This is a genomic window from Streptomyces sp. NPDC048606, from assembly GCF_040650855.1.
In the GTDB taxonomy this organism is placed as follows: domain Bacteria; phylum Actinomycetota; class Actinomycetes; order Streptomycetales; family Streptomycetaceae; genus Streptomyces.
The window spans coordinates 62,020-88,703 of the sequence record NZ_JBEZIB010000012.1 but is presented as its reverse complement, the minus strand read 5'-3'; the positions used below and the strand labels follow the sequence as shown (position 1 = coordinate 88,703).

The window sequence follows — 26,684 nt, the reverse complement described above, 5'->3', positions numbered from 1 at the left end:
CCCCACCACGGCCCGGGAGGGCGCTCCTCGTTTCCGCGGACGGGGAAAATCCCCGAATGGAGCCCACCTCAGCATGCTCGAACGGCCTGAGGTCGCGCCGCAGATCGAAAGACGTCATCTACGGCGGCGTTGATGGCCGATTTCCGCCACCTCGGTTGCCTTCCTGATGATCCGTTGGATAACGTTTCACATGTGACGGCGCGTCAAAGTGGCGGCCGCAGAGGGGGGATTGCCCATCATGAGCTCGTCCTTGAAGCCGGTGACCACCGGGCTGCCCGTCGACCTCCGGGAGATCCGCAAGGGGGTCATGGCGAACGGCGTCATCGACTGCGAGAACCTGCTGGCCATCGTGAACGACCCCCAGGAGGTCGAGGACGCCGCCAAGCGCGCCCAGAAGGCCGGCCAGCCGATCAGCGAGTACGCCCGTACGCGCGCCGAGATCCAGCGGCAGCTCGGCACGGCGGGCAGCAAGAAGGCGAAGAACGTCGGCGAGTACGCCGACTACATCGCGGCCGGCCTGCGCGGGGACTTCGACGACGCCTGGTCGCTCCCGCAGATCACCCTGTGGTCGCCGCGTCCGCTGGTCGTCTCCGCGGAAGGCACATCGGCCCTCCCGATCAAGGACGGCCTGTACGCCCTGGACAGCGAGACCCAGGTCACCGCCTGGCACCGGATCAAGAGGAACCCGGCCGCCTACGGCCTGGCGGACCTCGACTTCGGCGCCATCCCGCTGTCGTTCGAGATCTTCCACGGCATCGGCGTCATGGCCGCCCGCCAGATCTTCCACGACCGCAACCTGAAGGGCGTTCCGGTCGACAAGTCCCTGGCCATGTCGATGGACGGCCGGGACTTCGGCACCACCGTGACCCGCAAGCTGATGGAGTCGCTCCAGGTGCCGGCCGGTGAGACCACGGTCCCGCTGTCCGGCCTGATCCTCACCGGCAAGCGCCAGGTCTCGGACAAGGCCCCGGAGTGGATGACCATGTCGGTCCTGCGGACCCTCGTCGCCACCGCCATGCTCGGCAAGGCCGGCATCCACGCCGCGTCCACCGGCATCGAGCACGAGGACATCCCCGCCGACGAGAACGGCGAGCGTACGGACAAGGCCGTCGTCCAGCGCGAGGTCATGGAGACGGTGGGCGAGTTCCTCCAGGCGAACGCCGAGCTCTTCCACGCCAAGACCGCCGTCACCGCCCCCGCGGTCGTGGCCGGCCTCGGCGCGACCATGAACCGCACCATGTCCTGGAGCACCGACCCGCTGCCCCCGTACGTGACCCTGGAGCGGCTGCTGGAGGGCATCCAGTGGGAGCGCGAGGCGAAGTACTGGAGCGGCATCGCGGCCAAGGTGAGCGACCGGGGCGTGGTGTCCTGGGCGGGCGGCGCCCGCGACTCCGGGCACAAGGTCTACGACGCGCTGAACCACCCGGAGAGCGACGCGGGCAAGCAGATCCGCGGCCGGTTCTGATCCCGGAAGGGATCTCCTAGCGCAGGGGGATCGAGCGGATCAGGCCGGCGAAGGCCTCCTGTTCCGCCTCGGTCAGTTCGACCGACTCCATCGGGTGCCCCGCCGACGTGCGCTGCGTCGGGATGAACGGCATGCCCTCGTAGGCGCCCGGCTCGGGGTGGTGGAAGCGGCTGTCCCACAGCATGTGGCCGAGGCCGACGACCCAGACGAGCGCGGCCACGAAGAGCACCACGAGGCCGATTTCCTGGGCGAGGGAGATGGAGGGGAACACGCGGTCCTCCCGGTAGGGCGAGCGAACGGGCCGGTACGCGACATTGCGGTGGATCGGGCGTGCAGACACTCAACACCACAACCGGACGATTTCGGTACGGATGTGTCCAGGGTCACGCCAGGGCCCAAAGTCCCCACCTCGCCCCGCGTCCGGCCCGGACCGCGCCGGACCGCGCCCGGCCGGCCGTGCCCCGCGCACCGGGGGGGCGCGGGGCACGGGCGCGGGTGACTACGGACGGAAGCGGATCACCTGCGGGTCGTGGTCGCTGTTCTGCGCCGCGAACTCCGCGTTGATGTGGACGCTGTCGTACGTGAAGTTCTTGATCGCCGGGCTGGTCAGGATCTGGTCCAGGACCTGCGCGTTGCCCTGGTAGACGTAGGAATAACGTTCCGCCTTCGGCAGCGACTTGATCGCCGGGTACAGGGCGCCGTCGGCCGCCAGCGCGTCCGTCGTCGCCGAGAACTCGAAGTCGTTGATGTCGCCGAGGACCAGGACGTTCGCGTTCTTCTCCGCCGCGAGGATCTCCTTGACGAAACCGTTCACCGACTGCGCCTGGAGCAGCCGCTTGGCCTCCGAGGAGCGGACCGGCGGCTGGTGGTGCGAGGTCAGGCCCTCGTCGCCGCCCTTCGAGCCGAAGTGGTTGGCGATCACGAAGACCTTCTTGCCGCGGAAGACGAACTCGCCGGCCAGCGGCTTGCGGCTGTCGGCCCACGCCGGGTTCGCCGGGTCGACGCGGCCGGGGGAGTGGGTCAGGGCGGCCTTGCCCTGCTCCTTGACCACGCCGGTCGCCGTCGTCGCGTCGCCCGGGGCGAGCTCGGTGAAGGAGACCCGCTCCGGGTTGAAGAGGAAGACCTGGCGGATGTTGCCGCCGGGCTCGCCGCCGTCCTTCTTGTCCTCCGGGTTGATCGAGCGCCACTGGTAGGACGGGCCGCCCGCCGCCGCGATCGCCGCGGTGAACTTCGCCAGCGTCTGCTCCGCCGAGACGGTGCCGTCGTTCTTGGCGCCGTTGTCGTCCTGGATCTCCTCCAGGGCCAGGACGTCGGGGGAGGCGAGGTTCTCGACGACGGCCTTCGCCAGGTTGTCGAACTTCTCCTGCGGGTCCGTCGGGTCGAGGTTCTCGACGTTGTACGTGGCCACCGCGAGCTCGTTGGAGGCCTGCGCCTTGGTCTTCTCGGGGGCGAGGGTGCCCGCCTTGACCGTGCCCAGGGTGCGTGCCACCAGCGTGTAGCCGCCGAACTGGTTGAAGTCCAGCGGGCCTTCGGTGGTGCCGGTCAGCTTGTCGCCGACGTTGGCGACGGGGAAGGGCTGCTGCGAGACCGGGGCCAGCTGCTGGATCTGGAGGCGGCCGGTGTTCTGGGAGTCGTAGGAGCCGTAGACGGTGCCACCGCGCTTGGCGGCGTTCTCCCACCCCTTGACCGTGACCCACAGCTCCGAGTACGGGTCGGTGGCGCCGACCACGCGGGAGGTGCCGATGCGGACGTTCATGCCCTCCAGGGACTCGTAGTAGTCCAGGGCGTAGCGCGAGGGCTCCAGGGTCAGGCCGTTGATGCTGCCCTGGGCGGCCGGGTCGCCCGCCGGGGCGTAGGCGGCCGGGACCGTGTACTCGTTGACGGCGGTGGCCGCCGGCAGCGCGTTGCCGGAGGAGACCACGGTCACCGCGGGCTTGGAGATCTGGGTGACGGACTGGTTCCCCGAGTTGACCCCGCCGGGCACGTACTCGCCCACCGTGCCGGAGACCATCACCGCGTCGCCCACGGCGACGGTCGGGACGGAGCTGGTGAAGACGAAGACGCCCTCGCTGGTGGCGGCGTCGTCGTCGGCGTCCGGGTCCTGGATCCAGAAGCCGCGGGAGCCGTAGGTGCGCACGCCGGTGACGATGCCCTCGACGTCGGCGACCTGCTTGCCGTTGAACGGGGAGATCCGGGTGGTGCCCTGGATGTCGTGGATGCGTATCGGATCGGCGGACACGGCGCCTTCGGCCGCGTCGGCGGTACCGGCGAGCAGGCCGGTGGCCAGCGCGGTGGCGACGAGGGCCGCGACGGCGGCGGAACGGGGATGCGAGGAGCGCATGGGCGGGAACTCCGGTGTGTGGAGGAGGGGGAACCCTGAGGGTCTCAAGATGTCTACGCGCGTCAATTTCCAGTGCGACCAGCGAAGTTGTCAAGGCCTCCAGGGAATACGGGAGACGACTGTGGGATGAACCAACGGATATGGACCGCCGAGCCTGCCCGGAATGCGTCTACGCTGGGTGGCCGCACCCGGCCTGACGGACCACGAACGGACCGCGGATCGCGGGTCCGTCGCCCTGTCCGCGGGCGCTCCGCCGGCCGTCGCGTCGGACCGTTCCGCTCCGTGCGCGCGTACGCGTGTACGCGTGTGCGTACGGCTCGCCGCCGTGCCGCCGTGCCGTCAGTTCCACCGCTCGACCGCCGTACCGTCCCGCCGTCCAGGCGTTCCGTCCGAGGAGAACCACCCCATGTCCGCAGAGCCGCGCTCCACGCTGCCGCCGGTACGGCTGCCCTCCGATGCGGAGCTGGCCCGCGACGCCCTCGTCGCCCCGCTGTTCGCACGCGCCGTACGCCTCGCCCGCTGGGCCGGACCCGACACCCGGGTCGACGTCGGCGGTGAACTCGTCGCCGACCAGCTCGTCGGCGCCGTCGCCGAACTCGGCCTCGACGAACGGGACGAGGACAGCCCCGTTCACGCGAGCCAGGCCTGGCGGGTCGCCGTCGACACCGGCCTGGTCGACGTGACCGAACCCGAGGAGGACACCGGGGACGGCGCCGAGGGGGAGGAGCCCGAGTACGGCACCGCCACCCCCGGCGAGGACCTCGCGCTGGTCGCCGGAGGAGCCCCCGGCGACGTCCTCGACCTGTGGCTCGCGGCCCTGGACACCGTGCTCGCCGACGCCGCCGTACCCGACCTCGACGACCTCGTCGACGCGTTGGACGCGGGCGGCGAGATCGACTTCGACCGGCTCGACTGGAACCCGCAGCGCGAGGCGGACTTCCTCGACGGGGTCCTCGCCAACCTCTACCTGCTCACCGTCGCCGAGGGCGGCCCCGGCGACGGGCCCGTGCCGCTGCCGGTGCTCGCCGCCTCGATGATCGTGCCCGACGACATGGGCGACCCCAGCGACGCCGTCCTGGAGCAGGTCTCCGACGCGATGATGCGCCTCGACGACCAGTTCCGGCAGCTGGAGCCCATCGGTCTCGTCGAGTACCAGCCCGTCGACGAGGAGCTGATGGCGGAGGCCGACGACGAGGAGTTCGCCGCCGGGGACCGCACGCTCGCCGCCGAGGACGAGGACGTCTCCCGGTACGGGATGGTCCGCCTGACCCCGCTCGGCCTGTACGGCGTGCGCGCCCGGATGCTGGAGGCCGGCGTCGAGGCCCCCGCCATCGGGGAACTGGCCGACAAGGGCGCCGACACCCTGCTCGACGCGGTCTCCTCCTACCCCGAGCGGGCCGCCCAGGCGGAGATCGAGCAGTGGCTCGTCGGCCGCGAGCCGGCCGCCGCCGTGAGCGAACTGCTGGCCGCCGCCCGGGGGGACGACGAGGGCGCCCCGCTGCGCAGGCTGCGCTGCCAGCAGGCCCTGGCCCCGGCCGGGCGGGAGGCCGAGCCGGCCGTGCGCGCCGTCCTGGACGACCCGGAGCTGGGCGGACTGGCCCGGGTGTGGCTGGCGGAGCACGGGGTGTCCGACGTACCGCCCCCGGACGGGGCCATGGTGTTCTGGCTGACCGTGGACACCCTCGCCGCGCAGCTCACCTCGGACGCGGAGACGGAGGAACTCCCGCTGCTGATGCGGGGGCTGACCGAGAACCACGCCGGCTTCTTCGAGGAGGTCTGGCGGGTGGAGCACCCGGCGACGGCGTACGTGCTGGAGGCCATGGGGCGGCTGCACCCGGACAGGAAGGCCTCGAAGGAGGCGCGCAAGGCCGCCTTCAAGGCCCGTTCCCGGCAGCCCTGATCCGCGGCCAGGTCGCCCCGGGCGGTACGGAACCGGCCCTTCCGGGGCGGGAGCGCGCCAATGTGGCCGGCGGTGAGGCGGTGGCCCGCTTTCCCGGGTAGTTCAGCCGCCGTTCACGTACGGGCGGGAGCGTGTGCGCCGACGACCGTACGTCAGGCGCACCACCTCCCCACCCCTGGAGACCCGATGCCCCTCAGCCGCAGAGACTTCACCGCCCGTACCGTCCTCGCCGGGGCGGGAGTCGCGCTCACCGGCACCGTCGGCGCCCTCGCCACCGCACCGGGCGCCCTGGCGGCCGGGGAGGCCCCCGTCGGGGCCGGGCCGGAGGGCGAGGGCGTCGACGCGGCCACCGGGCGCCGGCCGCACGGCCCCGGCTACGGTCCCCTGATCGCGGACCCGGCCGGGCTGCTCGCGCTGCCGGCCGGGTTCTCGTACCGGGTGATCACGCACAGCGGCGTCACCACCCTGGACAGCGGCGAGAGCACCCCGTCCCACCACGACGGGACCGCGGCCTTCGAGGGGCACCGCGGGGTCACCCTCCTGGTCAACAACCACGAGTTGCGGGGGGCGCGGACGGGCTGGAAGCACCCCGTCCCGCTCGCCGAGGGCCTCGTCTACGACCCGGCCGCGGCCGGGGGGTGCACGGTCGTCGAGGTCCGGCGCGGTGGCGAGGTCGCCGAGTGGGTGGGCATCGCCGGTACGTCGACCAACTGCGCGGGCGGGGCCACCCCGTGGGGTACGTGGCTGACCTGCGAGGAGACCGAGGACCTGGCCGGCCGCAACGGCATGACCAAGGACCACGGCTACGTGTTCGAGGTCGACCCGCACGACCGCCGGGCCAACCGCGACCCGAAGCCCGTCAAGGCGTTCGGGCGGTACGCCCACGAGGCCGTGGTCATCGACCCGCGCCGGGGCCACGCGTACCTGACGGAGGACGCGTCGGGTCCCAACGGGCTGCTCTACCGCTGGACCCCGCCCGAGGGCTTCCGGCACGGGCGCGGCCGACTGCGCGGCCTCGCCGACGACGCGGGGGTGCTCGCCGCCGCCAAGTGCTTCGACAGGACGGGCCGGTTCGTCGACGACCTCACGCGCGCGACGAAGACGGGCACCGTGTACGGGGTCGACTGGGTGCCGGTCCCCGACCGCGACGCGCGGACCACGCCCGTTCGGGCGCAGTTCGGGGTGAACGGCGTGACGCGGGGGCGCAAGCTGGAGGGCATGTGGTGGGCCGACGGCGGCGCCTACTTCGTCTCCTCCTTCGCCCGCTCCGAGAGCCCGGGCGCGGCGCACGACGGCCAGGTGTGGTTCTACGACCCGAAGCGGCGCACGATCCGGCTCGTCGTCCTGATCGGGGTGAACGCCGATCCGTCCGCCGAGGGCGGCTACGACGGCCCCGACAACATCACGGTCTCGCCGTACGGGGGCCTGGTCATCGCCGAGGACGGCTCGGGCGTCCAGCACCTGTTCGGGGCCACCGAGTCGGGGAAGGTCTACCCGCTCGCCCGCAACGAGCTGAACATCGGCTCGGCGACGGAGCCCGAGTACTCGGAGTTCACCGGGGTGTGCTTCTCACCGGACGGGCGCACCCTGTACGCCAACCTCCAGGACCCGGGCATCATGCTGGCCATCACCGGCCCCTGGCGGCGCGACCGCTGATCAGGCGCCGGCGGACCGGTGCGCACCGGTCCGCCGGACTTGTCGGCTCACCCGGCTCATTGGGCTCACTGGGCCGCGGCGAACTCCGCTCGCGAGGCCGCGGTCCACTCCTCCAGGAGGAACTCGTACGCCCGCGCGGGCCACTCCCCGTCCACACCGGTGTCCACCAAGTGCCGGATCGCCTCGTTCGCCTCCGCGGCGGACGGGCGAGCGGGACCCGCGGGCCGGAGTGTTGTCTGCATGGCTTCAAGGCTACGGGCGGGCACTGACAGCCACCTCCGGATTACGGGTGGCATCCGTCACCCGGTTCGACCGTCGGTCGCGGCATGTGCCCGCCCACCTGCTCAGAGTGTCTGGGAGCCCGCCTTGACCATGCCGCGCACTGTGCGCGACTTCACAAATTCGCCGATGGCCGTCATCTCCCACTCGCCGCTGAACTGCCGGATCAGCTTGGCCATCATGACGCCGGTCTGCGGCTCGGCGCTCGTGAGGTCGAAGCGGACCAGCTCCTCGCCGCTGGCGGCGTCGATGAGTCGGCAGTAGGCCTTGGCGACCTCGGTGAACTTCTGGCCGGAGAAGGAGTTCACCGTGAAGACCAGGCCCGTGACCTCGGCGGGCAGTCGGCCGAGGTCCACGACGATCACCTCGTCGTCCCCGGCGCCCTCGCCCGTCAGGTTGTCGCCGGAGTGCGTGATGGCGCCGCCCAGGATGGACAGCCGGCTGAAGTAGCAGCTGTCGAGGTGGTTGCGCTGGGGGCCGTAGGCGATGACGGAGGCGTCGAGGTCGATGTCGCGCCCCCGGTAGGCGGGCTCCCACCCGAGGCCCATCTTGACCTGCGAGAGCAGCGGGCGGCCGCCCTTGACGAGGGAGACCGTCTGGTTCTTCTGGAGGCTGACCCGCCCCTTGTCCAGGTTGATCTTGCCCGAGGCGGGAGCCGCGGCGGGCGGCGCGACCGGGGGAGCCGGCGGCGCGGGGGTGCTCGCCGCCGGGCCGTTCGCACCGGCGGTCAGCCAGGGCGAGACCGGGTGCGTCGTCGGCGCCGGCGGGGCGGCGACGGGAGGGGCGGTGACCGGCGGGGCGGGCGGGGCCGGGGGCGCCTGCGCGGCGGCGGCCGCGGGCGGCTCCTCCTCCACGGAGACGCCGAAGTCCGTGGCGATGCCGGCGAGGCCGTTGGCGTACCCCTGGCCGACCGCGCGCACCTTCCACACGCCGCCGCGCAGGTAGATCTCGACGACCACGAGCGCCGTCTCGGTGCCCAGCCGCGGCGGGGTGAAGGTGGCGATCACCGCGCCGCCGGCCGCGTCCCGCACGGTGGCGGTGGGCTCGACGCCCTGGAAGCTCTGTCCGGCGGCGTCCGGGCTGGCCGTGACCACGATCCGCTCGATGCCGGGCGGCAGCGCGGACGTGTCCACGGTGATCGAGTCGGGGGCCGATCCCCCGCCGGACCGGTAGTCGACACCCGGGCCGGACGGCTGGTTGTAGAAGATGAAGTCGGCGTCGGAACGCACCTTGCCGTCGGCCGTCAGCAGCAGGCCCGAGACGTCGAGCCGCACCGGGGCAGCCACGTCCACCGTCACGCGGACGGTGTCGAGCGGCAGGTTGGAACCAGGGGTCATAGCGGTCATGCACCCAGAACGACCGGACCGGCTTTGCCGTTCCCTTACCCTCCGCGAGATTGGGCCGGGAGGGTTCAGCGCCGGTTGCGGGGGTGGTCGCGGGCCATGCGCTCGTTGCCGAACTTGTAGGCGCCGGTCCACCGGGCCATGACGAGCTGGGCGTCCCCGGACCCCACCTCCGCCAGGAACTTGTCGGCGCGGCCCCCGCGCAGGGTGCCCGCGGCGCGGCCCCGGTGCGTGATGACGACGGTCCCGTCGCCGCGTACGTCGTACGTGAACCCGTGTGGTTTCGGCATGACGCGCAGCCTGCCCCGCCGGGGGCGGGGCGGGCAACGCAATTAGCGGGCGCGGGCGCAGTCGGTGGCCGGGGCCGGGCCGGTCACGCGCCCGGAGCGGTCACGCGCCCGGGCCGGTCACGCGGCGCGGCAGTCCCAGCGGGTTGTCCTCGCGGAGTTCCGCGGGGAGCAGCGCGTCGGGCACCGACTGGTAGGCCACCGGGCGCAGCCAGCGTTCGACGGCGGTGGCGCCGACGGAGGTCGCGTGGGAGGTGGCCGCGGGGTAGGGGCCGCCGTGGTGCTGGGCGGGGGCCACGGCCACGCCGGTCGGCCATCCGTTCACGACGATCCGCCCGGCCAGCCCGGTGACCAGGGAGATCAGCTCGGCGGCCGGTCCGGGCGCGCCCCGGGTCTCGTCCTCGGACAGCTGGAGGGTGGCGCTCAGGTTCCCGCCGAGCCGGCCCAGCACCGCGGCGGCCTCGCTCTGGTCGGCGTAGCGGACGAGGACGGTGACGGGGCCGAAGCACTCCTCCAGGAGCACCTCGTGGGGGCCGTCCTCCAGCAGCGTCGTGGCGTCGACGGTCAGGAAGCCCGCGCCGACGGAGCGTTCCCCGCCCGGGCCGGGGGCGACGGGGGCGTCGACGCCGGGCAGCGCGGCGCGTTCGCGGGTCCCGGCGAGGAAGGCCTCCCGCATCCGGTGGTCGAGCAGGACGCCCGGCTCCGTGCCCGCGAGCGACTTGGCCAGGGCGGCGGCGAGGCGGTCGCCGTCCTGTCCCGTCGGGACCAGGACCAGGCCCGGTTTGACGCAGAACTGGCCGACGCCCAGGGTGACCGACCCCGCGAGCCCGGATCCGATCTCCTCGGCGCGTTCGGCCACCGCCGCCGGGGTGACCACGACGGGGTTGAGGGAGCCGAGCTCGCCGTGGAAGGGGATCGGTACGGGGCGGGCGGCGGCGGCGTCGAACAGGGCGCGTCCGCCCCGGATGGAGCCGGTGAACCCGGCCGCGGTGACGAGCGGGTGGCGGATCAGCTCCAGCCCGGCGTCGAACCCGTGCACCACCGTCACCACGTCGGCGGGCAGCCCGTTCGCCGTGGCGGCCTCCCGCAGCAGCGCGGCGCACAGCTCGGAGGTGGCCGGGTGGTCGGGGTGGGCCTTGACGACCACCGGGCAGCCGGCCGCGAGGGCGCTCGCGGTGTCGCCGCCGGGGACGGAGAAGGCCAGCGGGAAGTTGGAGGCGGCGTAGACGGCGACCACGCCGAGCGGCACCTTGTAGCGGCGCAGCTCGGGGCGGGGCGGGGTGAGGGAGGGGTCGGCCCGGTCGATCCGGACGTCGAGGTAGGCGCCCTCGTCCACGCAGTCGGCGAAGACGCGCAGCTGGCCGGTGGTGCGGGCGAGTTCCCCGGTCAGGCGCGCGGCGCCGAGCGCGGTCTCGGCGTCGGCGCTCTCCACGATCCGGGCGGCGGACCCGTCGAGCAGGTCGGCGGCGGTCCGCAGGAAGGCGGCGCGGGTCGCGGCCCCGGCGAGGGCCGCGCGGGCGGCGTGGGCGGCGCGCACGGCCCGGTCCACGTCCCGGTGTGTGGCTTCCGCCGCAACCCGTTCGCGCTGCTTCCCGGTGCGGGGGTCCACACTCCAGACTGGATTCGCTGTCACGGCCCACTGCCTCCTGGATCGTTCAGTATTCTGAACGCCGTTCCGGTGGATGAATGATCGCTTCTGCTGCGGACCCTATTTCCGCGTCCACCGCGTGACAAGAGGCGACAGAGCCGAACAGAGGGGAATCAGGCGCATGAGCACAGCCGAGTCCGGGGGTCCCGCCGGTTCCGGAGGCAGAGGCGGGGGCGGTGCCGAGGGCGACGACGTGGACGGGGGAGCGGGTGGCGCCTCGGGTGGCGGCGCGGTCGCCGGTCCGCTGACGGCGGCGCCCGTGAAGTCCGCGGTACGCACCGTCCTGTTGTTGGAACACTTCGCGGCCCGGCCCGGTCTGCACAGCCTCGCCGACATCCAGAGCGACCTCTCGCTGCCCAAGTCCAGCCTGTACATGCTCCTGCGGACCCTGGTGAACCTCGGCTGGGTGGAGACCGACGCCACCGGCACGCGCTACGGCATCGGCGTACGGGCCCTGCTCGTCGGCAGCTCCTACATCGACGGGGACGAGGTCGTCGCCGCCGCCCGGCCCACCCTGGACCGGCTCTCCGACGACACCACCGAGACCATCCACCTGGCCCGACTGGACGGAACCAGCGTCGTCTACCTCGCCACCCGACAGTCCCGGCACCACCTGCGTCCCTTCACCCGCGTGGGGCGCAGGCTGCCGGTCCACTCCACCGCCCTCGGCAAGGCGCTGCTGGCCACGCACACCGACGACGAGGTGCGCGCGATGCTGCCGGAGCGGTTGGAGGCGGTCACCCAGCACACCATCACCGACCGGGAACGGCTGGTGGAGGAGCTCGCGCTGGTGCGGGAGCAGGGGTACGCGGTGGACCGCGAGGAAAACACGCTCGGACTGCGCTGCTTCGGCGTGGCCGTCCCGTACCGGACGCCGGCGCGGGACGCGGTGAGCTGCTCGGTGCCGGTGGCGCGGCTGACGCCCGGGCACGAACGGCTCATCAGGCAGGCCCTGTTCGAGGCGCGCGACCGACTGTCCGTGGTGACGCGCAGGATGTGAGCCCACCCCGGGGGCGAGGCCGCCTCCCCCGTGCGGGGGAGGCGGTTCACCTGCGCGGGGGAGGCGGCGGGGCGCCGGGCGGGCGACCGTTGGGGACATGACCACACGACACGTCTCCGCGACGGAACGGGCGGCCCCCGCCGGCCCGCCCGACACCACCACCGCCTCGACCCGCGTCCCGCCTCGCGGCCCGACGCCGACCGCCGCGCCCCGGGGTGCGGGCCTCGGCACGGGGCGGCGCCTCCTGCGGGCCCTCGCCGTGGCCGCCACCCTGCCGTACGTGGCGCTCAAGGCGGCCTGGCTGGGCGGGAGTCGGATCGGGATACCGCCGGACAGCGTGCTGCTGGAGTCCGGATCCTTCCTCGTCGTGGCCAACGCGGTGACCCTGGCGATGGACGCCTGCGTGATCGTGCTCGCCCTGGTGCTGACCCGCCCGTGGGGGATGCGGGTGCCGGCCCCGGTCCTCACCCTCCCGGTCTTCGTCGCCACCGGGCTGCTCGCCCCGATCGTCGTCACCTCACCCGTCCAACTCCTGATCCGGGTCGTGGGCCCGGGCCAGACGGCCCCGGCCGCCGGGGAACCCTTCCTCGACCCGTGGGTCTTCGGCGTCGTGTACGGGGGCTTCATCGTCCAGGCCCTTGCCCTGATGGGACTGTTCGTCCCCTATGCGCGGGAGCGCTGGGGCGGCCTCTGGCAGGGCTCGCTCGGCCCGCGGCTCCCGTCACCCACGGGGGTGGTGACGGCGGCCGCGGTCGTCACGGGCGCGGTGGTGGCCGCGGTCCACCTGTACTGGGCCTTCGGGGGGAGCGCCGGGCTGCCCGCCGCGCGGGTGGCCCTGTACTCGGCGGAGACGGGCGCCGGGTCGGCCGCCCTCGCCCTGTTCGTCCTCGGCGCCGCCACCGGAGCGGTCCTCTTGGCCCGCGGAGGGGCCCGGTCGGCCCGGGCACCGATGGCGCTCGCCTGGGTCTGCGCCGCCGCCTCCCTGTGCTGGGGCGGCTGGTTGACGGTGGCCCTGCTCGCGCCGGACATCGGCGGGGCCGAAGGGGACACGAGGGTGATGGGGCTGATCTACGCTGGCCAGATGATCACGGGACTGCTCGCCTCGATCGTCGTCGTACGGTCGCTGCGCTCCCGTCGTACGGGCTGAGGGTGTGCGGGACATGGTCGTCGGGGGACGGGTCCGGGGGCGCGGGGCGCGGCGCGCCGCGACCGGCGAGGAAGCGGCGGGGCGGCGGGCCCGGGCGGGTCGGCCGGAGCGAGCGGGTCGGCCGGATCGGGGGTTCGGGGCGCACCCGTTCCTGCGGGCCCGGGCCTGGTCGCGGTGGGTGCACCTGATCCTCGGCGGGGCCCTGATGATGCCCTACGTCCTGCTCAGCCAGGTCTGCGTCACCGTGGGCACCCGGGCGGACGCCTTCAACTCCCTGCCGTTGAGCTTCGTCGCCTACGGGGCGGCCCTGCCCCTGGTGGCGATCACCGGGCTGCTCGGTTTGATCAGACCGCTGGCCGTGGCGGCCGTCCGCTCGCTGTGCGGGGTGCCCGGCGTCCGGCCGGCGGAGGGGCCGGCCCGCTCGTGGGCCGCCCGGTGGCGGGCCTCGGCCTGGTGGACGGCGCACCTGGGGATCGGCGCGTTGGTCAGCGCGTCGAGCCTCGCCGTACCGCCGATGGCGGTGGTGCTGCTCGCCTTGCCGTTCGTCCCCGCGCTGCGCGATTCCGAGTACGGGTTCGGTTGGCTCGGCTTCGGGGACGCGCCCTGGGTCGCCCCCCTGATCGGGGCGGGGCTGCTGGTCGCCCTGGCCCTGTGCTGCGGCGGGGCGGGGATGCTGCTGTCCCGGCTGGCCCCCGTACTCCTCGGGCCGACGGCAGCGGACCGGCTCGCCGCCGCCGAGGAGCGGGCGGCCGATCTCGCGGTGCGCAACCGGCTGGCGCGCGAGCTGCACGACGCCGTCGGACACGCGCTGAGCGCCGTCGCCCTCCAGGCCGCCGCCGCCCGGCGGGTCCTCGACACCGACCCGGAGTTCGTCCGGGAGGCCCTCGACGCCATCCGGGACACCACCCGGCGCACGGTCGGCGAGCTCGACGCGGTGCTGGGCCTGCTGCGCGACGGCGACCCGGCCCGCGGCGACACCGCTCCCGCACCGACCCTGGCCACCGACCTCGACGGACTGCTGGCCCGCACCCGGGCCGGCGGCACCGTCGTCGCCGTCCGCCAGGATCCCGGGCGGTCCGGGGACTGGGCGCGGCTCCCGGCGATCACCTCCCGCGAGGCGTACCGCATCGTCCAGGAGGGCCTGAGCAACGCCCTGCGCCACGGGTCCGGACCGGTCGCCCTGGACATCGGGGTCCACCTCCACGACGGACGGCGGGAACTGGGGATCACCTTGACGAACCCGCTCGCGCGCTCCCGCTCCGACCCCGGGGCGGACGGGCCGGAGCGCACCACCGGGGGCCGCGGCCTGCGGGGCGCCGTCGAGCGGGCCGTCCTGCTCGGCGGCCGGATCGAGGCGGGACCGTACGAAGGGGGACCGTACGAAGGGGGATGGCGCCTGCGCGCCACCCTGCCCCTCGGCGCCGATACCGATACCGAAACCGGCACCGGCACGGATACCGAGGCCGCGACTTCCACCGCCACCGCCACCGGCCGGGCGGGCACCGCGTCGACCCCGATCCCGACCTCCGCCCCGCCCCCCGCCTCCGCCCCCGCCCCCGTCCCCGTCCCCGAAGGAGAGGTCCGATGAGCCGACCGCCGCTGCGCGTGGTCGTCGCCGACGACGAGCGGATGGTCCGCACCGCCCTGCGCGTCATCCTCGACGCCGAGCCCGACCTGGAGGTCGTCGGGGAGGCCGCGACCGGCGCCGAGGCGGTCTCGGTCGCGCGCGCCCTCACCCCCGACGTGGTGCTGATGGACGTCCGCATGCCCGAGATCGACGGCATCCGGGCGACCGAGCGGATCCTCGCGACGATGGCCGAGCCGCCGAGGATCGTCGTCGTCACCACCTTCGAGAACGACGCCTACGTCTACGACGCGCTGCGCGCCGGCGCCTGCGGGTTCCTCCTCAAGCGCGCCGACCCCGACGAGCTGATCGGGGCGGTCCGCCTGGTCGCCCGGGGCGACTCGCTGCTGTTCCCGGCGGCGGTGCGCTCCCTGGCCGCCTCCCGCGCGGCCGGCGCCCCGCCGGCCGCCGCGTCCTGGGTGGGCCGGCTCACCGACCGGGAGGCGGACGTGCTGCGGCTGATGACCACCGGGCTGACCAACCAGGAGATCGGCGAGCGCCTCGGCGTCGGCCCCCAGACGGTCAAGACGCACGTGGCGGGCGTCCTCGCGAAAACCGGCTCTCGGGACCGCACCCAGGCCGTCATCGCCGCCTACGAGGGAGGCTTCCTCATGAAGAAAAGCTGAGAAGCAGGCCACAATCGGGGCAGAGCGGAACGCCCGGGGCCGTTGACGCGTCCTTCTGGGGGATGAACAAGACGATCAGGCGTGCGTCGGTCTTCTGTCTGCTTCTGGTGCTGGCCCTTTTGGTGCGGGTGACCTGGGTGCAGGCATATCAAGGCCAGGCCCTCGCAGACGACAAGAACAACCGGCGCAACCTCATCGGGCAGTTCGAGAACCCGTTGGGGAACATCATCGTGGGCGGGGAGGCGATCACCGGTTCCACGAAGACGGGCGGCAAGGACTTCGGGTACAAGCGGACCTACGTCGACGGCCCGCTGTACGCGCCGATCACCGGCTACAGCTCCCAGGCCTACGGCACGAGCATGTTGGAGGGCGTCTACAAGAACATCCTCAACGGCTCCGACACCCGGCTGAAGACGGTGATGGACACCCTCACCAACAAGCGCGCCGACCCGGGCGACGTGCTGACCACCATCGACAAGGGAGTGCAGAAGGCCGCCTACGACGCCCTCGACGGCAAGCAGGGCGCGGCCGTGGCCATCGACCCGGCGACCGGCGCCATCCTCGCGGTCGTCAACAACCCCTCCTACGACCCGGGCCGCATCACGGGCGCCAACGACAAGGCCGCCTGGCAGGAGCTGTCGGCCGACCAGGGCAAGGCCATGGAGAACGTCGCGCTGCGCAAGCCGCAGGCGCCCGGCTCCACCTTCAAGCTGGTCACCCTGGCGGCGGCGATCGAGAACGGCATGGTCACGAACATCGACCAGCCGACCGGCATCGCGGCCCCGTACACGATTCCGGGCACCCGCACGAAGCTGCCCAGCGAGGCGGGCGACGCGGCCTGCAACAACGTCTCGGCCCGCACCGCGCTCAAGCTGTCCTGCAACAACGTCTTCGCGGAGCTCGCCTCCAAGCTCGGCCAGGACAAGATGCGGGCGATGGCCGAGAAGCTGGGCTTCAACACGCAGATCGACACCCCGGTCCGCACCAACCCGCCCAGCAAGTACCCGTCGAAGAAGATGTCGATCGACCAGGTCGCGCAGACCGGCATCGGCCAGTTCGACGTCCAGGCGACCCCGCTCCAGATCGCCATGGTGACCGCCGCGATCGAGAACGGCGGCAAGCTGGTCGCCCCGCACATGGTCTCCGGGGTGACCGACTCCAACGGCAACGTGCTGGAGAGCTTCAAGGACTCGAAGTCCCGGCAGGTGATGGGCGCGAAGACCGCCTCGATGCTCCAGGACGCCATGCGCACGGTCGCCGCCGAGGGCGGCGGCAAGCCCGCCCAGGTCGCGGGCGCCGAGGTGGGCGGCAAGACGGGCACCGCCCAGCGCGGCGAGAACAACAGCATCCCGCCGCTGGCCTGGTTCACCTCGTACGGCAAGGCCGGCGACAAGCAGATCGCCGTGGCCGTGATGATCGAGAACTCGGACACCGACCGCTCCGAGATCGGCGGCGGCAAGCTGGCCGCGCCGATCGCGCAGAAGATGATGGCGGCGTGGCTGAAGAAGTAGCCGCGCCCCCTTCGGGGCGGACGCGCCGGGAACCCGACTCCCTTCCCGGCGCGTTCTCCCTTCCGTGATCCGGACCGCGTTGCCCTCCGACCTCGACGCCATCGCCGCCCTCCACACCCGGGCCCGCGCCACCTACTACCGGGGTCACCTCGCCGAAGGCGCCTACGCGGGCGCGGTCGAGGTCGCCCGGTTCCGCGAGGGCTGGGCGCGCGCGGTGGCCCGCGCGCAGGGCGACGGCGCGGTGCTGTGCGCCGAGCGGGACGGCCGCGTCACGGGCGTGGCGGCCTTCCGCACCGCCGACGGCGTGACCACCCTCACCCAGCTGCACGTCGACCCCGACCACTGGCGCCGGGGCACCGGCGCCGCCCTGCACGCCGCCTGCCTCGACGCCTGGCGCCGCGCCGGCGTCGACCGCGTCCGCCTGGAGGTCTACGAGCACAACCTCCGCGCCCAGGCCTTCTACGCCTCCCACGGCTGGCGCCCGGACCCCCGGGACGCCCCCCGCACCGGCTCGCACCGCGTCCTGTGGCTCCGGGTGGCGCAGGGCACACCCGCCGCGTGACGTCCGGGGAATGAGACGGACCGAGGGATGGTTGAAGCAGAAACCGTTCTGTCGGCGGATCCGTCGCCTAACCCGTCGGTGAATCCGTCAGCGAACCCGTCAGCGAACCCGTCAGTGAACCCGGAGAGAAGAAGGAACATGCGCGTCGAGATCTGGAGCGACATCGCCTGCCCCTGGTGCTACATCGGCAAGGCCCGTTTCACCAAGGGACTGGCCGACTTCGCGCACCGCGACGAGGTAGAGGTCGTCTTCCGTTCCTTCGAACTCGACCCGCACGGCGCCAAGGGCGTCACCGCGCCCGTCGTCGAGATGCTCGCCCGCAAGTACGGCCGCACCCTCGACGAGGCGCGCGGCATGGAGGAGCACGTGGCGGGCGCCGCCCGCGCCGAGGGCCTGGACTACCGCGTCGACGGCCGCGACCACGGCAACACCTTCGACATCCACCGCCTGCTGCACCTGGCCGCCGCCCGCGGCCGCCAGGAGGAACTGCTCGACCTCGCCTTCCGCGCCAACTTCGCCGAGGAGCGCTCCGTCTTCGACCCCGAGGTGCTCGTCGCGCTCGCCGTCGAGGCCGGGCTGGAGGAGGCCGAGGTCCGCTCGGTCCTCGCCGACGACTCCGCCTACGCCGACGAGGTCCGCGCCGACGAGCGCGAGGCGGCCGAACTCGGCGCCAACGCCGTCCCGTTCTTCGTCCTGGACCGCCGCTACGGCATCTCCGGCGGACAGCCCGCCGAGGTCTTCACCCAGGCCCTGGAGCAGGCCTGGGCGGGTCGCGAGACCATCGAGGCCGCCCCGGCCGCCGACGCCTGCGCCCCGGACGGCGCCTGCGCCGTCCCGCAGGCCTGACGAGGGACCGGCGGATCGCCCGCCGGGCCGCGTACGTGGACGACGAGGGGTCCGTGGCGCAGAGTTGACGCCATGGATCTCTCGCTCTCCGACGTGTCCCGCGCCGAGTTCGCGCCCTCCACCACCTACCTCAACACCGCGACCGGCTGCATCCTGCCGCGTTCCGCGGTCGCCGAGGTGCGGGCCCTGGCCGATGCGGCCGGGGCCGGAGAGGCCGCGGGCTTCGGCGACTTCGACCGGGTGGACCGGGTGCGGGACTCCTTCGCCCGGCTGGTCGGCGTCGACCCCTCCCGGGTCGCCGTCGGCTCGGCCGTGGCCACCCACGTCGGCCTGGTGGCGGCGGCGCTGCCGGCCGGCGCCGAAGTCCTGGTCCCCGAAGGCGACTTCGCCTCCGTCATGAACCCGTTCGTGGTGCGCGGCGACCTCTCGGTCCGGTTCGCCCCGCTGGAGGCGATCGCGGAGGCCGTCGGGCCGGACACCGCGCTGGTCGCGCTGAGCGCCGTACAGTCCGCCGACGGGCGCGCGGCCGACCTCGCCGGGATCCGCGCCGCGACCGGCGCCCACGGGGCCCGGATGCTCGTGGACGCCACCCAGGCCGCCGGCTGGCTGCCCTTCGACGCCACGCCCTACGACTACACGGTCACGGCCGGGTACAAGTGGCTGCTGGGCTCGCGCGGGGCCTCGTACCTGACGGTCTCCGAGGAGGCGCAGGCCACGCTGACCCCGCTGCACGCCGGCTGGGTGGCCGCCGCCTCGATGTGGGAGGCCACGTACGGGCCCGTGCGGGAACTGGGCCCCGGCGCCCGCCGCTTCGACGAGTCCCCGGCCTTCCTCTCCTACCACGCCGCCGAACCCGGGCTGGCGCTGCTGGAGCGGATCGGGATCGACGCCGTCCACGCCCACGACACCGCCCTGGCCACCCGCTACCGCGAGGGCCTCGCCCGCCTCGGGCACGAACCCGTACCGGGCGCGGCGCCCATCGTCTCCGTCCCCGGCCTCGCGCACCGCCAGGCCGGGCTGCTGGCCGCCGGGGTGGCCACCGCGGCCCGCGCCGGATCCCTGCGCGCCTCGTTCCACCTCTACAACACCGAGGCGGACGTGGACCGACTCCTCGACGTTCTCGCCGGCTGACCGGCCCCGTGCCTACCGCCAGGCCGCCGACGCCGCCGCGAGGGCCGGGGTCGGGTCGGCGCCCAGGGCCGAGGCGAGGGCCCGCAGCGCCTCCTCGACCGCCGCGGGCGAGGCCGCCGCACCGTAGTGGTTGACCCGGACCATCTCGCCGGCCAGCGCCCCGCCGCCCGCCGCCAGCGGGGCCGAGGGCCGCGCCGCCAGGGCCTTCGCCACCACCGCGGAGGCGTCCGCGACCCGCAGCGTGGTCGCCACCGGCGCCGCCTGCGCCCGGTCGGCCACCCACGGGGCCACCCCGAGCGCCGCGGCGCCCGCCCGCGTGGCGTCGGCGGCGGCGACGTGCCGACCCAGCACGCCCGGCAGGCCCTCGCGCGCGATGGCCTCCAGGCACGCCTCCAGCGCCAGCATCTCCAGCTGCGCCGGCGCGTGCAGCAGCGCCTTGCGCCCGCCGTCGATCCAGCGCTCCTTCCAGTCCAGCAGGGACAGGTAGGAGCGGCGCGGAGCCGCCGGGTTCGCGGCGAACCGCTCCCACGCGCGCTCCGAGACCGACACCGCCGAGACCCCCGCCGGTCCGCCCATCGCCTTCTGCGCGCCGATCACGCACAGGTCGACGCCCCAGGCGTCCGGCAGCAGCGGCTCGGCCCCGACGGAGGCCACCGCGTCCAGCATGAACAGCGCCCCGTGGGCGCGTACGGCCTCGCCGATCTCCGCGACCGGGTTGGTGTTGCCGGTGGCGGCCTCCGCGTGCACCAGCGAGACGAAGTCGATCTCCGGGCGCTCGGCCAGCGCGCGCGCCACCCGCTCGCCGCTCACCGCCGTGTCGAAGGGGACCGCGAGGTCGACCACGTCGGCGCCCGCGTCCCGCAGCCAGTTGCCGAAGGTGGTGCCGTAGGGGCCGGTCACGATGTTCAGGGCCACCGAACCGGGGCGGGCGCCCGAGCGGATGCACCCCTCCAGCGGCAGCAGCGCCTCGCCCTGGGTGATCACCACGTCCTGCCGGGTGCCGAGGAGTTCGGCGACCCCCCGCTCGATCGAGGCGAAGCGCTCGGCGTCGAGCGGCGGAAGGTCCAGCAGGGGGTGGGTCACGGCGGTGCTCTCCTCGTCGGGGGTTTCCCGGTGAGGGTATCCGGCGCGCACGTACAGTGCCGATATGAGTGATCACAACGGTGTGCTCCATGTGAAGGGAAGAGTGCTCGTCGGGCCCCACGAGGCGCGCGACGAACTCTGGGTCGTCGGTGGTCGGATCACCTGGGAGCGGCCGACCGCCGCCCGGGAGGTCACCACGGTCACCGGCTGGGTCCTGCCGGGCCTGGTCGACGCCCACTGCCACGTGGGCCTCGACGCGCACGGTCCGGTCGACGCCGCGACCGCCGAGCGGCAGGCCCTCACCGACCGCGACGCCGGCACGCTGCTGATCCGCGACGCCGGATCCCCCTCCGACACCCGCTGGATCGACGACCGCGAGGACCTCCCGAAGGTCATCCGGGCCGGTCGGCACATCGCCCGGACCCGGCGCTACATCCGCAACTACGCGCACGAGATCGAGCCCGACGAACTCGTTGAGTACGTGGGGCGCGAGGCGCGGCGCGGCGACGGCTGGGTCAAACTCGTCGGCGACTGGATCGACCGGGACGCCGGCGACCTGACGGCCTGCTGGCCGCGCGCGGAGGTCGAGGCCGCCATCGCCGAGGCGCACCGCCTCGGGGCGCGGGTCACGGCCCACTGCTTCGCCGAGGACTCCCTGCGCGACCTGGTCGAGGCGGGCATCGACTGCGTCGAACACGCCACGGGGCTCACCGAGGACACGATCCCGCTGTTCGCCGAGCGCGGCGTGGCGATCGTCCCGACGCTGGTGAACATCGCGACGTTCCCCAAGCTCGCGGCCGGCGGCGACGCCAAGTTCCCGCGCTGGTCGGCGCACATGCGCCGGCTGCACGAGCGGCGCTACGACACCGTGCGCTCCGCCTGGGACGCCGGGATCGGGGTCTACGTCGGCACGGACGCGGGCGGTTCGCTGCCGCACGGGCTGGTCGCCGCCGAGGTGGCCGAGCTGGTCAAGGCCGGGATCCCGCCGCTGGACGCCCTCGCGGCGACGACCTGGGCGGCGCGCGCCTGGCTGGGCAGGCCCGGCCTGACGGAGGGGGCGCCGGCCGACCTCGTGGTCTACGGGGAGGACCCGCGGGCCGACGTACGGGCCCTGGCGCGACCGCGGCGGGTGATGGTGAACGGGGTCGTCCGCGCGTGAGGGAAGGCGCGGCACGGCGCCGGGGAGGCGTGTTGACGGGGCGTGACCTCGGCGCCCCGTCCGTCGTTCCTATGGCCTGATCCGGCCGCTCGGGACGGAACGCGGGGAAAGCGCGGGAACGAGGCGGGACACACGGGACGCATGGGGCGCCAAGAATCGAATACGTGAGTGGAAACCACCCTTTGGGGTGAACTCACGTCAGGTTGCCGCCCGTTCACTCACAGTGCGTAAAACTTCGAGCGTCGAAGCCGTCGGCGCGCGCGATGTCCCCCATTGGCTGCGCGACGGCGCCCATCTCCCCGGGGGTTCCACCACCTTGAACAGCAACACCTTCCGCCTGCCCGCGGCCGTGCTCCTCGCCACGGGGGCGGTCGCCCTCCTCACCGCCCCTCCCGCCCTCGCCACGGGCGGCGACGGCGCGAGCGGCGAGGGCAGGTCCGGAGCCGTCGTCCTGCGGACCGGGCTGGACGTGGGCCTGCTCAACAAGACCGTCCACCTGCCGCTGAAGGCCACCCTCAACGAGGTCAGCGCCCCCGGCGCGGCCGAGAAGACGGCCCTGACCGTCACCCTCGACGGTGCCGAACAGGGCAGGCCGGTCAGCGTCCTGAAGGCGGACGTCGCCACCTCCAGGGCCACCGCCGACAAGAACCGCGCCGAGGCCGAGGCCAACCTCGCCCGCGCCCGGGTGCACGTGCCGGGGCTGCCGAGCCTCTCCCTCATCGAGGTGGAGAAGGTCACGTCCAAGGCCGTCTGCGAGGCCGGCAAGAAGCCGGTGGCCACCTCGAACGTCCTCGGCACCGTCACGGCCCTCGGCAAGAAGGTGACCGTCACGGCGGGCGGCCCGCCGACCAGGCTCGAAGTCCCCGGCGTCGGCCGGGTCGAGCTGGAACTCTCCGGCACGCGGACCACCACCACCACGGCCGCCGCGGCCGCCCTGAGCCTGAAGGTCGCCGTCAACCCGCTCGACCTGAACGTCGCCCGGGTCGACGGCGAGATCGTCCTCGCCGAGGCGCACTGCGAGTCCCCGAAGGCCGCCGCGAAGCCGGACGCCAAGCCGGAGGTCAAGCCCGAGGCCGAGCCGGACGCCAAGCCGGACGTCAAGCCGCAGGCCGGTACCGCCGCGGTCGCCTCCGGCACCGGCGGCCCCGCCTCCCGGGCCAACCTCGCCGAGACCGGCGCCGGTTCGGTCACCCCGTACGTCGCCGGCGGCGCGCTGCTCCTCCTCGGCATCGGCGCGGCCGCCCTCGTGGTGACCCGTCGCGGCAAGGCCTGACCCCCTCGCCCGGCACCGCTGCCTAGCGGGTCGCGCGCTCCAGGCCCGCGGCAGCCGCGCCGCGTGACATCACGGCCGCGGTGACCTCCTTGTCGATCCGGGCGTACTCGGTGCGCTTGGCGGCCGGCAGGGAGGCGTCGCCCTCGGCGCAGGAGGTGCAGACGACCCGGAACGGCGGCCCCATGTCCGAGTACTGCGTGAGGTACTCGGCCTTCACCACCTCCCAGCGGCCCGCGTGCGAGGCCGACGGGGCGAAGGTGAACCGGGGCACCGAGGACTGGTTGCCGCGGAGCTTGTCGGTCGGCACGAAGCTGGCGACCTGGTCGCCCATCCCGAAGACCACCCACGTGCCGTTGATCTTCTCGTAGGGCTGCGGCACGTGGTTGTGGGTGCCGATGATCACGTCGAGGTCGGGGAGCCCGTCGGCCCCCTTGGAGGCGGTCAGCGTCCGCGCCAGATCGAGCTGCTGCCGGTCGGGGGCCGTCTGCCACTCGGTGCCCCAGTGGATGCTGAGCACCACCACGTGGGCTCCCGCCGCGCGCGCGGCGCGGGCGTCGGCGATGATCCGGTCCGCGTCGATGAGGTTGACCGCCCACGGCTTGCCCTGCGGGACCGGTATGCCGTTCGTGCCGTACGTGTACGACAGCTGGGCCACCTTCGCGCCGCCGGCCTCCGACCACGCGGGGGCCTTGGCCTCCTCGGCGCTGCGGGCCGAACCGACGTGCCGGATGCCGGCCCGGTCGAGGTGGTCCAGGGTGCGGACGAGGCCGTCGTAGCCGTCGTCCAGGGTGTGGTTGGAAGCGGTGGAGCAGCTGTCGTAGCCGGCGTCCTTCAGGGCGTCGGCCAACTGGTGCGGGGCCTTGAAGGTGGGATAGCCCGTGTAGGGTCCGCCGGGCTTCCCGTACGGTATCTCGTGATGGCACATCGCCAGGTCGGCGGCGGACACCAGGGGTTTGACCCCGGCGAGGATCCGGCGGAAGTCGTACTCCCCGGGCCGGCCCGCGTCGGTCGCCGAACGCTGGATGATCGACGGGTACGGGATGATGTCGCCCGTCGCCACGAGCGTGAACGGCGCCTCCTTGCCCGACCGGCCCGGGGCGGTGCCGGGTTTGGCCTGGAGCCGCTGCTCGGCGGCGGAACCGGCGCCGTCCAGCAGCCGGGGCGCGACGTACATCCCGCCCCCCACGACCGCCACTCCCGCCAGCGCCATGGCTATCCGCGCCGCTGCCCTCATCCGCCCGCCCCCGTCCTCGTCGCGCCGCGATGACACCGCGGCCGGTGGCGCCATCGTAGGCGGGCGCCCCGGCGCCGGCGCGCCCGCCGTCGGGGCGAGCACCCCGGCCCGGCCTGCCGGTGGACCGACGCCGCACCGGGCCCGGCCTCGGGTGTGCACCCGGCCCGGTCCCCGAACCCGGCGCGGCCGGCCCGGCCCCCGGCCCGGCCCGTGAACCCGGGCCCGCCCCGGCCGGCGTGCCTAGCCCCGTCCGGTCAGGGCCAGGGCGTGGTCCAGGGCCTGGAGGAGGCGGCCCGTCGTCGCCCGGTCGCGGACCGCCAGCCGCAGCCAGGACGCGTCGAGGCCGGGGAAGGTGTCCCCGCGCCGGACCGCGAAGCCCAGGGCCCGCAGCCGGGTGCGTACCTCCATCGCGCCCTCCAGCCGGATCAGCACGAACGGTCCGTCCGCCCGGCCGGCCGTCGTGATCTCCTCGAACTCCGCGAGCCCGGCCAGCAGGTGCTCCCGGTCCACCGCGATCCGCCGGGCCGCCTCCTCCGCCTCGGCCAGCGCCGGGGGCGCGACGCAGGCCTCGGCGGCCACCAGGGCCGGCGTGGACACCGGCCACAGCGGCTGGGCCGCCGCCAGCTTCGCGATCACCTCCGGCTCGGCCAGGACGTAGCCGATCCGCAGCCCCGCCAGTCCCCAGGTCTTCGTCAGGCTCCGCAGCACCACCAACCCCGGCACGTCCATGCGTCCGGCGAGCGCCTCCCGCTCCCCGGGGACGGCGTCCATGAAGGCCTCGTCCACCACCAGGGTCCGCCCGGGGCGGGCCAGCGCCGTCAGGTCGGCCGCCGGATGCAGGACGGACGTCGGGTTCGTGGGGTTGCCGACGACCACGAGGTCCGCGTCGCGCGGCACCGCCGCCGGGTCCAGCCGGAAGCCGTCCTCGGGCCGCAGCAGCACCCGTTCCACCCGGTGGCCCGCGTCGCGCAGGGCCGCCTCCGGCTCGGTGAACTGCGGGTGCACCACCACCGGCCGTTCGGCGCCCAGGGCCCGGGCGATCAGTACGAACGCCTCCGCCGCCCCCGCCGTGAGCAGCACCCGCTCGACCGGCAGCCCGTGCCGGGCCGCCACCGCCGCCCGCGCGGCCCGGCCGTCCGGGTACGCGGCGAGGTCCCCGAGGCTGTCCGCGATCCGCTGCCGGAGCCAGGCCGGGGGAGTGTCCGACCGTACGTTCACCGCGAGGTCCACGAGCGCGCCGCCCGCGTCCACCACCTCCACGTCCCCGTGGTGGCGCAGGTCGTGCTCCCGCGCCGCGGCCACGGCGCAGGTCGCCGCGACCGAACGGCGCTTGGGCACGAGCAGCTCCCCGCCGCCCGCCAGCGCCGCGGCCTCCGCCACCGAGGCGGTCCCGACCGCGTCCCGGACGGCCGTCGAGGGGTGCGGGACCCGGACGGCGGCCAACTCCTCGGCGGAGTAGCCGACCAGCGGGACGCCGAATCGTTTCGCCGCACCGACGAGCCCCGCCTCCCCGGTCTTCGCCTCCACCGTGGCCAGCGCCGTCACCGCCGCGACGGCCAGCCCCGCACCCCGCAGGGTCTCCTCGACCAGCGCGCAGACCTCCTCGACGGACACCCCCGCGCGTCCGCCCACCCCGACCACCAACCGGGTCACGTCCTCGCCCACCGGGGGCCTCCCTCCGTCGGATCCCTCGGATCCGTCTGCGTCATCGGCTGCGCCGGCCCGGTCGGACCGGTCGGCCTCGTCAACACGGTGGCGTCCGCCACCCGCGCACGGAAGTGCGCGCCCGCCCGCCAGTCTGTATGCAGGGGCACATGGCGGTGATCGTGGCTCTGGGCGCGTTCCTGATGACCCTGGCGGGCGGCTGGACGGCGCAACGCGTCACCGACCGCCGCCACCTCGTGCTGGGCCTCGCCGGCGGGCTGATGCTCGGCGTCGTCGGCCTCGACCTGCTCCCGGAGGCCCTGCACGCCGCGGGCCGGGAGGTCTTCGGCGTACCGCTCGCCCTGCTGCTGTTCGTCGCGGGCTTCCTGGTCGCCCACGTCGTGGAACGCGTCCTGGCCGTGCGTCAGGCCGCGCACGGCGCGGAGGACGGGGCCCGCGTCCCGCAGGTCGGACTGACCGCGGCCGGCGCGATGGTCGGCCACAGCGTCGCCGACGGGGTGGCCCTCGGCGCCGCGTTCCAGGTCGGCGGGGGCATGGGCGTGGCCGTGGCGCTGGCCGTCATCACCCACGACTTCGCCGACGGGTTCAACACGTACACGCTCACGAGCCTGTACGGGAACGCCCGCAAGCGGGCCCTCGCGATGCTCTTCGCCGACGCCGTGGCCCCCGTCGTGGGCGCGGCGTCCACTTTGCTGTTCACCCTTCCGGAGGAACCGCTCGGGGCCTACCTCGGCTTCTTCGGAGGCGCCCTGCTGTACCTGGCCGCCGCCGAGATCCTGCCCGAGGCGCACCACCGCCACCCCGCCCTGTCCACGCTGATGTGCACGGTGGGCGGGGTGGCCGGGATCTGGCTGGTGGTCGGCCTCGCGGAGTGAGGTCACCGGCCCGAAGACCGGTCCGTCGA

At 74.0% G+C, this 26,684-nt stretch carries 23 protein-coding genes; 14 read left to right on the top strand and 9 right to left on the bottom strand.

From position 1 onward, the window contains the following. The first annotated feature begins 238 nt into the window (after positions 1 to 238). A complete protein-coding gene (locus AB0D01_RS15610; RefSeq protein ID WP_363055693.1) occupies positions 239 to 1,465 on the top strand; it encodes a DNA sulfur modification protein DndB in 1,227 nt (408 codons plus the stop codon). 16 nt (positions 1,466 to 1,481) lie between these two features. Here AB0D01_RS15610 and AB0D01_RS15605 read toward each other — a convergent pair whose 3' ends face one another. Together AB0D01_RS15605 and AB0D01_RS15600 are read right to left on the bottom strand one after the other, a co-directional pair. Continuing rightward, the gene (locus AB0D01_RS15605) at positions 1,482 to 1,736 is read right to left on the bottom strand and encodes a hypothetical protein (protein WP_363055692.1); all 255 of its coding nucleotides are present in this window, start codon (positions 1,734 to 1,736) and stop codon (positions 1,482 to 1,484) included. 228 nt (positions 1,737 to 1,964) lie between these two features. Further along, entirely contained in the window at positions 1,965 to 3,806 is a 1,842-nt protein-coding gene (locus AB0D01_RS15600; protein WP_363055691.1) for an endonuclease/exonuclease/phosphatase family protein, read from the bottom strand. A 406-nt stretch (positions 3,807 to 4,212) separates the two neighbouring features. Here AB0D01_RS15600 and AB0D01_RS15595 point away from each other — a divergent pair, with 406 nt between their 5' ends. Beyond that, on the top strand, positions 4,213 to 5,706 hold the full coding sequence (locus AB0D01_RS15595) for a hypothetical protein (RefSeq protein ID WP_363055690.1): 1,494 nt from the start codon (positions 4,213 to 4,215) through the stop codon (positions 5,704 to 5,706). Between the two features lie 186 nt (positions 5,707 to 5,892). Beyond that, on the top strand, positions 5,893 to 7,362 hold the full coding sequence (locus AB0D01_RS15590; RefSeq protein ID WP_363055689.1) for an alkaline phosphatase PhoX: 1,470 nt from the start codon (positions 5,893 to 5,895) through the stop codon (positions 7,360 to 7,362). Between the two features lie 65 nt (positions 7,363 to 7,427). Here the strand turns inward: AB0D01_RS15590 and AB0D01_RS15585 are convergent, their stop codons facing one another. The 4 genes from AB0D01_RS15585 to AB0D01_RS15570 form a co-directional block, all read right to left on the bottom strand. Then, on the bottom strand, positions 7,428 to 7,604 hold the full coding sequence (locus AB0D01_RS15585) for a hypothetical protein (RefSeq protein ID WP_363055688.1): 177 nt from the start codon (positions 7,602 to 7,604) through the stop codon (positions 7,428 to 7,430). Between the two features lie 102 nt (positions 7,605 to 7,706). Further along, complete coding sequence (locus AB0D01_RS15580; protein WP_363055687.1) at positions 7,707 to 8,978, bottom strand: TerD family protein; 1,272 nt, start codon at positions 8,976 to 8,978, stop codon at positions 7,707 to 7,709. Between the two features lie 74 nt (positions 8,979 to 9,052). Continuing rightward, on the bottom strand, positions 9,053 to 9,274 hold the full coding sequence (locus AB0D01_RS15575) for a hypothetical protein (protein ID WP_363055686.1): 222 nt from the start codon (positions 9,272 to 9,274) through the stop codon (positions 9,053 to 9,055). A 100-nt stretch (positions 9,275 to 9,374) separates the two neighbouring features. Further along, positions 9,375 to 10,904, bottom strand: coding sequence for an aldehyde dehydrogenase (NADP(+)) (locus tag AB0D01_RS15570; RefSeq protein WP_363055685.1), 1,530 nt, complete (start codon positions 10,902 to 10,904; stop codon positions 9,375 to 9,377). A 136-nt stretch (positions 10,905 to 11,040) separates the two neighbouring features. Between AB0D01_RS15570 and AB0D01_RS15565 the strand changes: the two genes are divergently transcribed. The 8 genes from AB0D01_RS15565 to AB0D01_RS15530 all read left to right on the top strand — a co-directional run bounded on the left by AB0D01_RS15565 (position 11,041) and on the right by AB0D01_RS15530 (position 19,366). After that, the gene (locus AB0D01_RS15565; protein WP_363055684.1) at positions 11,041 to 11,919 is read left to right on the top strand and encodes an IclR family transcriptional regulator; all 879 of its coding nucleotides are present in this window, start codon (positions 11,041 to 11,043) and stop codon (positions 11,917 to 11,919) included. Positions 11,920 to 12,016: 97 nt separating this feature from the next. Next, positions 12,017 to 13,066, top strand: a complete 1,050-nt coding sequence (locus AB0D01_RS15560) for a hypothetical protein (RefSeq protein WP_363055683.1) — start codon at positions 12,017 to 12,019, stop codon at positions 13,064 to 13,066. A gap of 205 nt (positions 13,067 to 13,271) precedes the next feature. Continuing rightward, entirely contained in the window at positions 13,272 to 14,654 is a 1,383-nt protein-coding gene (locus AB0D01_RS15555; RefSeq protein ID WP_363055806.1) for a histidine kinase, read from the top strand. Further along, positions 14,651 to 15,316 carry a response regulator transcription factor gene (locus tag AB0D01_RS15550; RefSeq protein WP_363055682.1) on the top strand — a complete coding sequence of 222 codons (666 nt, stop codon included), beginning with the start codon at positions 14,651 to 14,653 and terminating at the stop codon, positions 15,314 to 15,316. Before AB0D01_RS15555 ends, AB0D01_RS15550 begins: the two co-directional genes overlap by 4 nt. Positions 15,317 to 15,378: 62 nt before the next feature. Then, positions 15,379 to 16,827 (top strand): penicillin-binding protein 2, encoded by a 1,449-nt coding sequence (locus AB0D01_RS15545; protein ID WP_363055681.1) that lies wholly within the window; start codon positions 15,379 to 15,381, stop codon positions 16,825 to 16,827. A gap of 64 nt (positions 16,828 to 16,891) precedes the next feature. After that, complete coding sequence (locus AB0D01_RS15540) at positions 16,892 to 17,389, top strand: GNAT family N-acetyltransferase (RefSeq protein ID WP_363055680.1); 498 nt, start codon at positions 16,892 to 16,894, stop codon at positions 17,387 to 17,389. Positions 17,390 to 17,527: 138 nt separating this feature from the next. Next, positions 17,528 to 18,235, top strand: a complete 708-nt coding sequence (locus AB0D01_RS15535; RefSeq protein WP_363055679.1) for a DsbA family oxidoreductase — start codon at positions 17,528 to 17,530, stop codon at positions 18,233 to 18,235. Between the two features lie 72 nt (positions 18,236 to 18,307). Further along, positions 18,308 to 19,366, top strand: coding sequence for an aminotransferase class V-fold PLP-dependent enzyme (locus AB0D01_RS15530; RefSeq protein ID WP_363055678.1), 1,059 nt, complete (start codon positions 18,308 to 18,310; stop codon positions 19,364 to 19,366). A gap of 12 nt (positions 19,367 to 19,378) precedes the next feature. Here the strand turns inward: AB0D01_RS15530 and AB0D01_RS15525 are convergent, their stop codons facing one another. Further along, the gene (locus AB0D01_RS15525) at positions 19,379 to 20,449 is read right to left on the bottom strand and encodes an aminotransferase class V-fold PLP-dependent enzyme (protein ID WP_363055677.1); all 1,071 of its coding nucleotides are present in this window, start codon (positions 20,447 to 20,449) and stop codon (positions 19,379 to 19,381) included. 64 nt (positions 20,450 to 20,513) lie between these two features. Between AB0D01_RS15525 and AB0D01_RS15520 the strand changes: the two genes are divergently transcribed. After that, positions 20,514 to 21,608, top strand: coding sequence for an amidohydrolase family protein (locus tag AB0D01_RS15520; RefSeq protein ID WP_363055676.1), 1,095 nt, complete (start codon positions 20,514 to 20,516; stop codon positions 21,606 to 21,608). Between the two features lie 316 nt (positions 21,609 to 21,924). Further along, the gene (locus tag AB0D01_RS15515) at positions 21,925 to 22,881 is read left to right on the top strand and encodes an SCO1860 family LAETG-anchored protein (protein ID WP_363055675.1); all 957 of its coding nucleotides are present in this window, start codon (positions 21,925 to 21,927) and stop codon (positions 22,879 to 22,881) included. 22 nt (positions 22,882 to 22,903) lie between these two features. Here AB0D01_RS15515 and AB0D01_RS15510 read toward each other — a convergent pair whose 3' ends face one another. Further along, on the bottom strand, positions 22,904 to 24,115 hold the full coding sequence (locus AB0D01_RS15510) for a CapA family protein (RefSeq protein WP_363055674.1): 1,212 nt from the start codon (positions 24,113 to 24,115) through the stop codon (positions 22,904 to 22,906). 240 nt (positions 24,116 to 24,355) lie between these two features. Beyond that, positions 24,356 to 25,768, bottom strand: a complete 1,413-nt coding sequence (gene cobC / locus AB0D01_RS15505; protein ID WP_363055805.1) for an Rv2231c family pyridoxal phosphate-dependent protein CobC — start codon at positions 25,766 to 25,768, stop codon at positions 24,356 to 24,358. Between the two features lie 161 nt (positions 25,769 to 25,929). Here cobC and AB0D01_RS15500 point away from each other — a divergent pair, with 161 nt between their 5' ends. Beyond that, positions 25,930 to 26,655 (top strand): ZIP family metal transporter, encoded by a 726-nt coding sequence (locus tag AB0D01_RS15500; RefSeq protein ID WP_363055673.1) that lies wholly within the window; start codon positions 25,930 to 25,932, stop codon positions 26,653 to 26,655. Positions 26,656 to 26,684 lie beyond the last annotated feature (29 nt).

Bases quoted from the DNA above. Each gene is read 5' to 3' on its own strand.
- AB0D01_RS15610 (WP_363055693.1), top strand. From the start codon at position 239: ATGAGCTCGTCCTTGAAGCCGGTGACCACCGGGCTGCCCGTCGACCTC.
- AB0D01_RS15600 (WP_363055691.1), bottom strand. From the start codon at position 3,806: ATGCGCTCCTCGCATCCCCGTTCCGCCGCCGTCGCGGCCCTCGTCGCC.
- AB0D01_RS15595 (WP_363055690.1), top strand. From the start codon at position 4,213: ATGTCCGCAGAGCCGCGCTCCACGCTGCCGCCGGTACGGCTGCCCTCC.
- AB0D01_RS15590 (WP_363055689.1), top strand. From the start codon at position 5,893: ATGCCCCTCAGCCGCAGAGACTTCACCGCCCGTACCGTCCTCGCCGGG.
- AB0D01_RS15585 (WP_363055688.1), bottom strand. From the start codon at position 7,604: ATGCAGACAACACTCCGGCCCGCGGGTCCCGCTCGCCCGTCCGCCGCG.
- AB0D01_RS15580 (WP_363055687.1), bottom strand. From the start codon at position 8,978: ATGACCCCTGGTTCCAACCTGCCGCTCGACACCGTCCGCGTGACGGTG.
- AB0D01_RS15575 (WP_363055686.1), bottom strand. From the start codon at position 9,274: ATGCCGAAACCACACGGGTTCACGTACGACGTACGCGGCGACGGGACC.
- AB0D01_RS15565 (WP_363055684.1), top strand. From the start codon at position 11,041: ATGAGCACAGCCGAGTCCGGGGGTCCCGCCGGTTCCGGAGGCAGAGGC.
- AB0D01_RS15560 (WP_363055683.1), top strand. From the start codon at position 12,017: ATGACCACACGACACGTCTCCGCGACGGAACGGGCGGCCCCCGCCGGC.
- AB0D01_RS15555 (WP_363055806.1), top strand. From the start codon at position 13,272: ATGATGCCCTACGTCCTGCTCAGCCAGGTCTGCGTCACCGTGGGCACC.
- AB0D01_RS15550 (WP_363055682.1), top strand. From the start codon at position 14,651: ATGAGCCGACCGCCGCTGCGCGTGGTCGTCGCCGACGACGAGCGGATG.
- AB0D01_RS15545 (WP_363055681.1), top strand. From the start codon at position 15,379: ATGAACAAGACGATCAGGCGTGCGTCGGTCTTCTGTCTGCTTCTGGTG.
- AB0D01_RS15535 (WP_363055679.1), top strand. From the start codon at position 17,528: ATGCGCGTCGAGATCTGGAGCGACATCGCCTGCCCCTGGTGCTACATC.
- AB0D01_RS15530 (WP_363055678.1), top strand. From the start codon at position 18,308: ATGGATCTCTCGCTCTCCGACGTGTCCCGCGCCGAGTTCGCGCCCTCC.
- AB0D01_RS15520 (WP_363055676.1), top strand. From the start codon at position 20,514: ATGAGTGATCACAACGGTGTGCTCCATGTGAAGGGAAGAGTGCTCGTC.
- AB0D01_RS15510 (WP_363055674.1), bottom strand. From the start codon at position 24,115: ATGAGGGCAGCGGCGCGGATAGCCATGGCGCTGGCGGGAGTGGCGGTC.
- AB0D01_RS15500 (WP_363055673.1), top strand. From the start codon at position 25,930: ATGGCGGTGATCGTGGCTCTGGGCGCGTTCCTGATGACCCTGGCGGGC.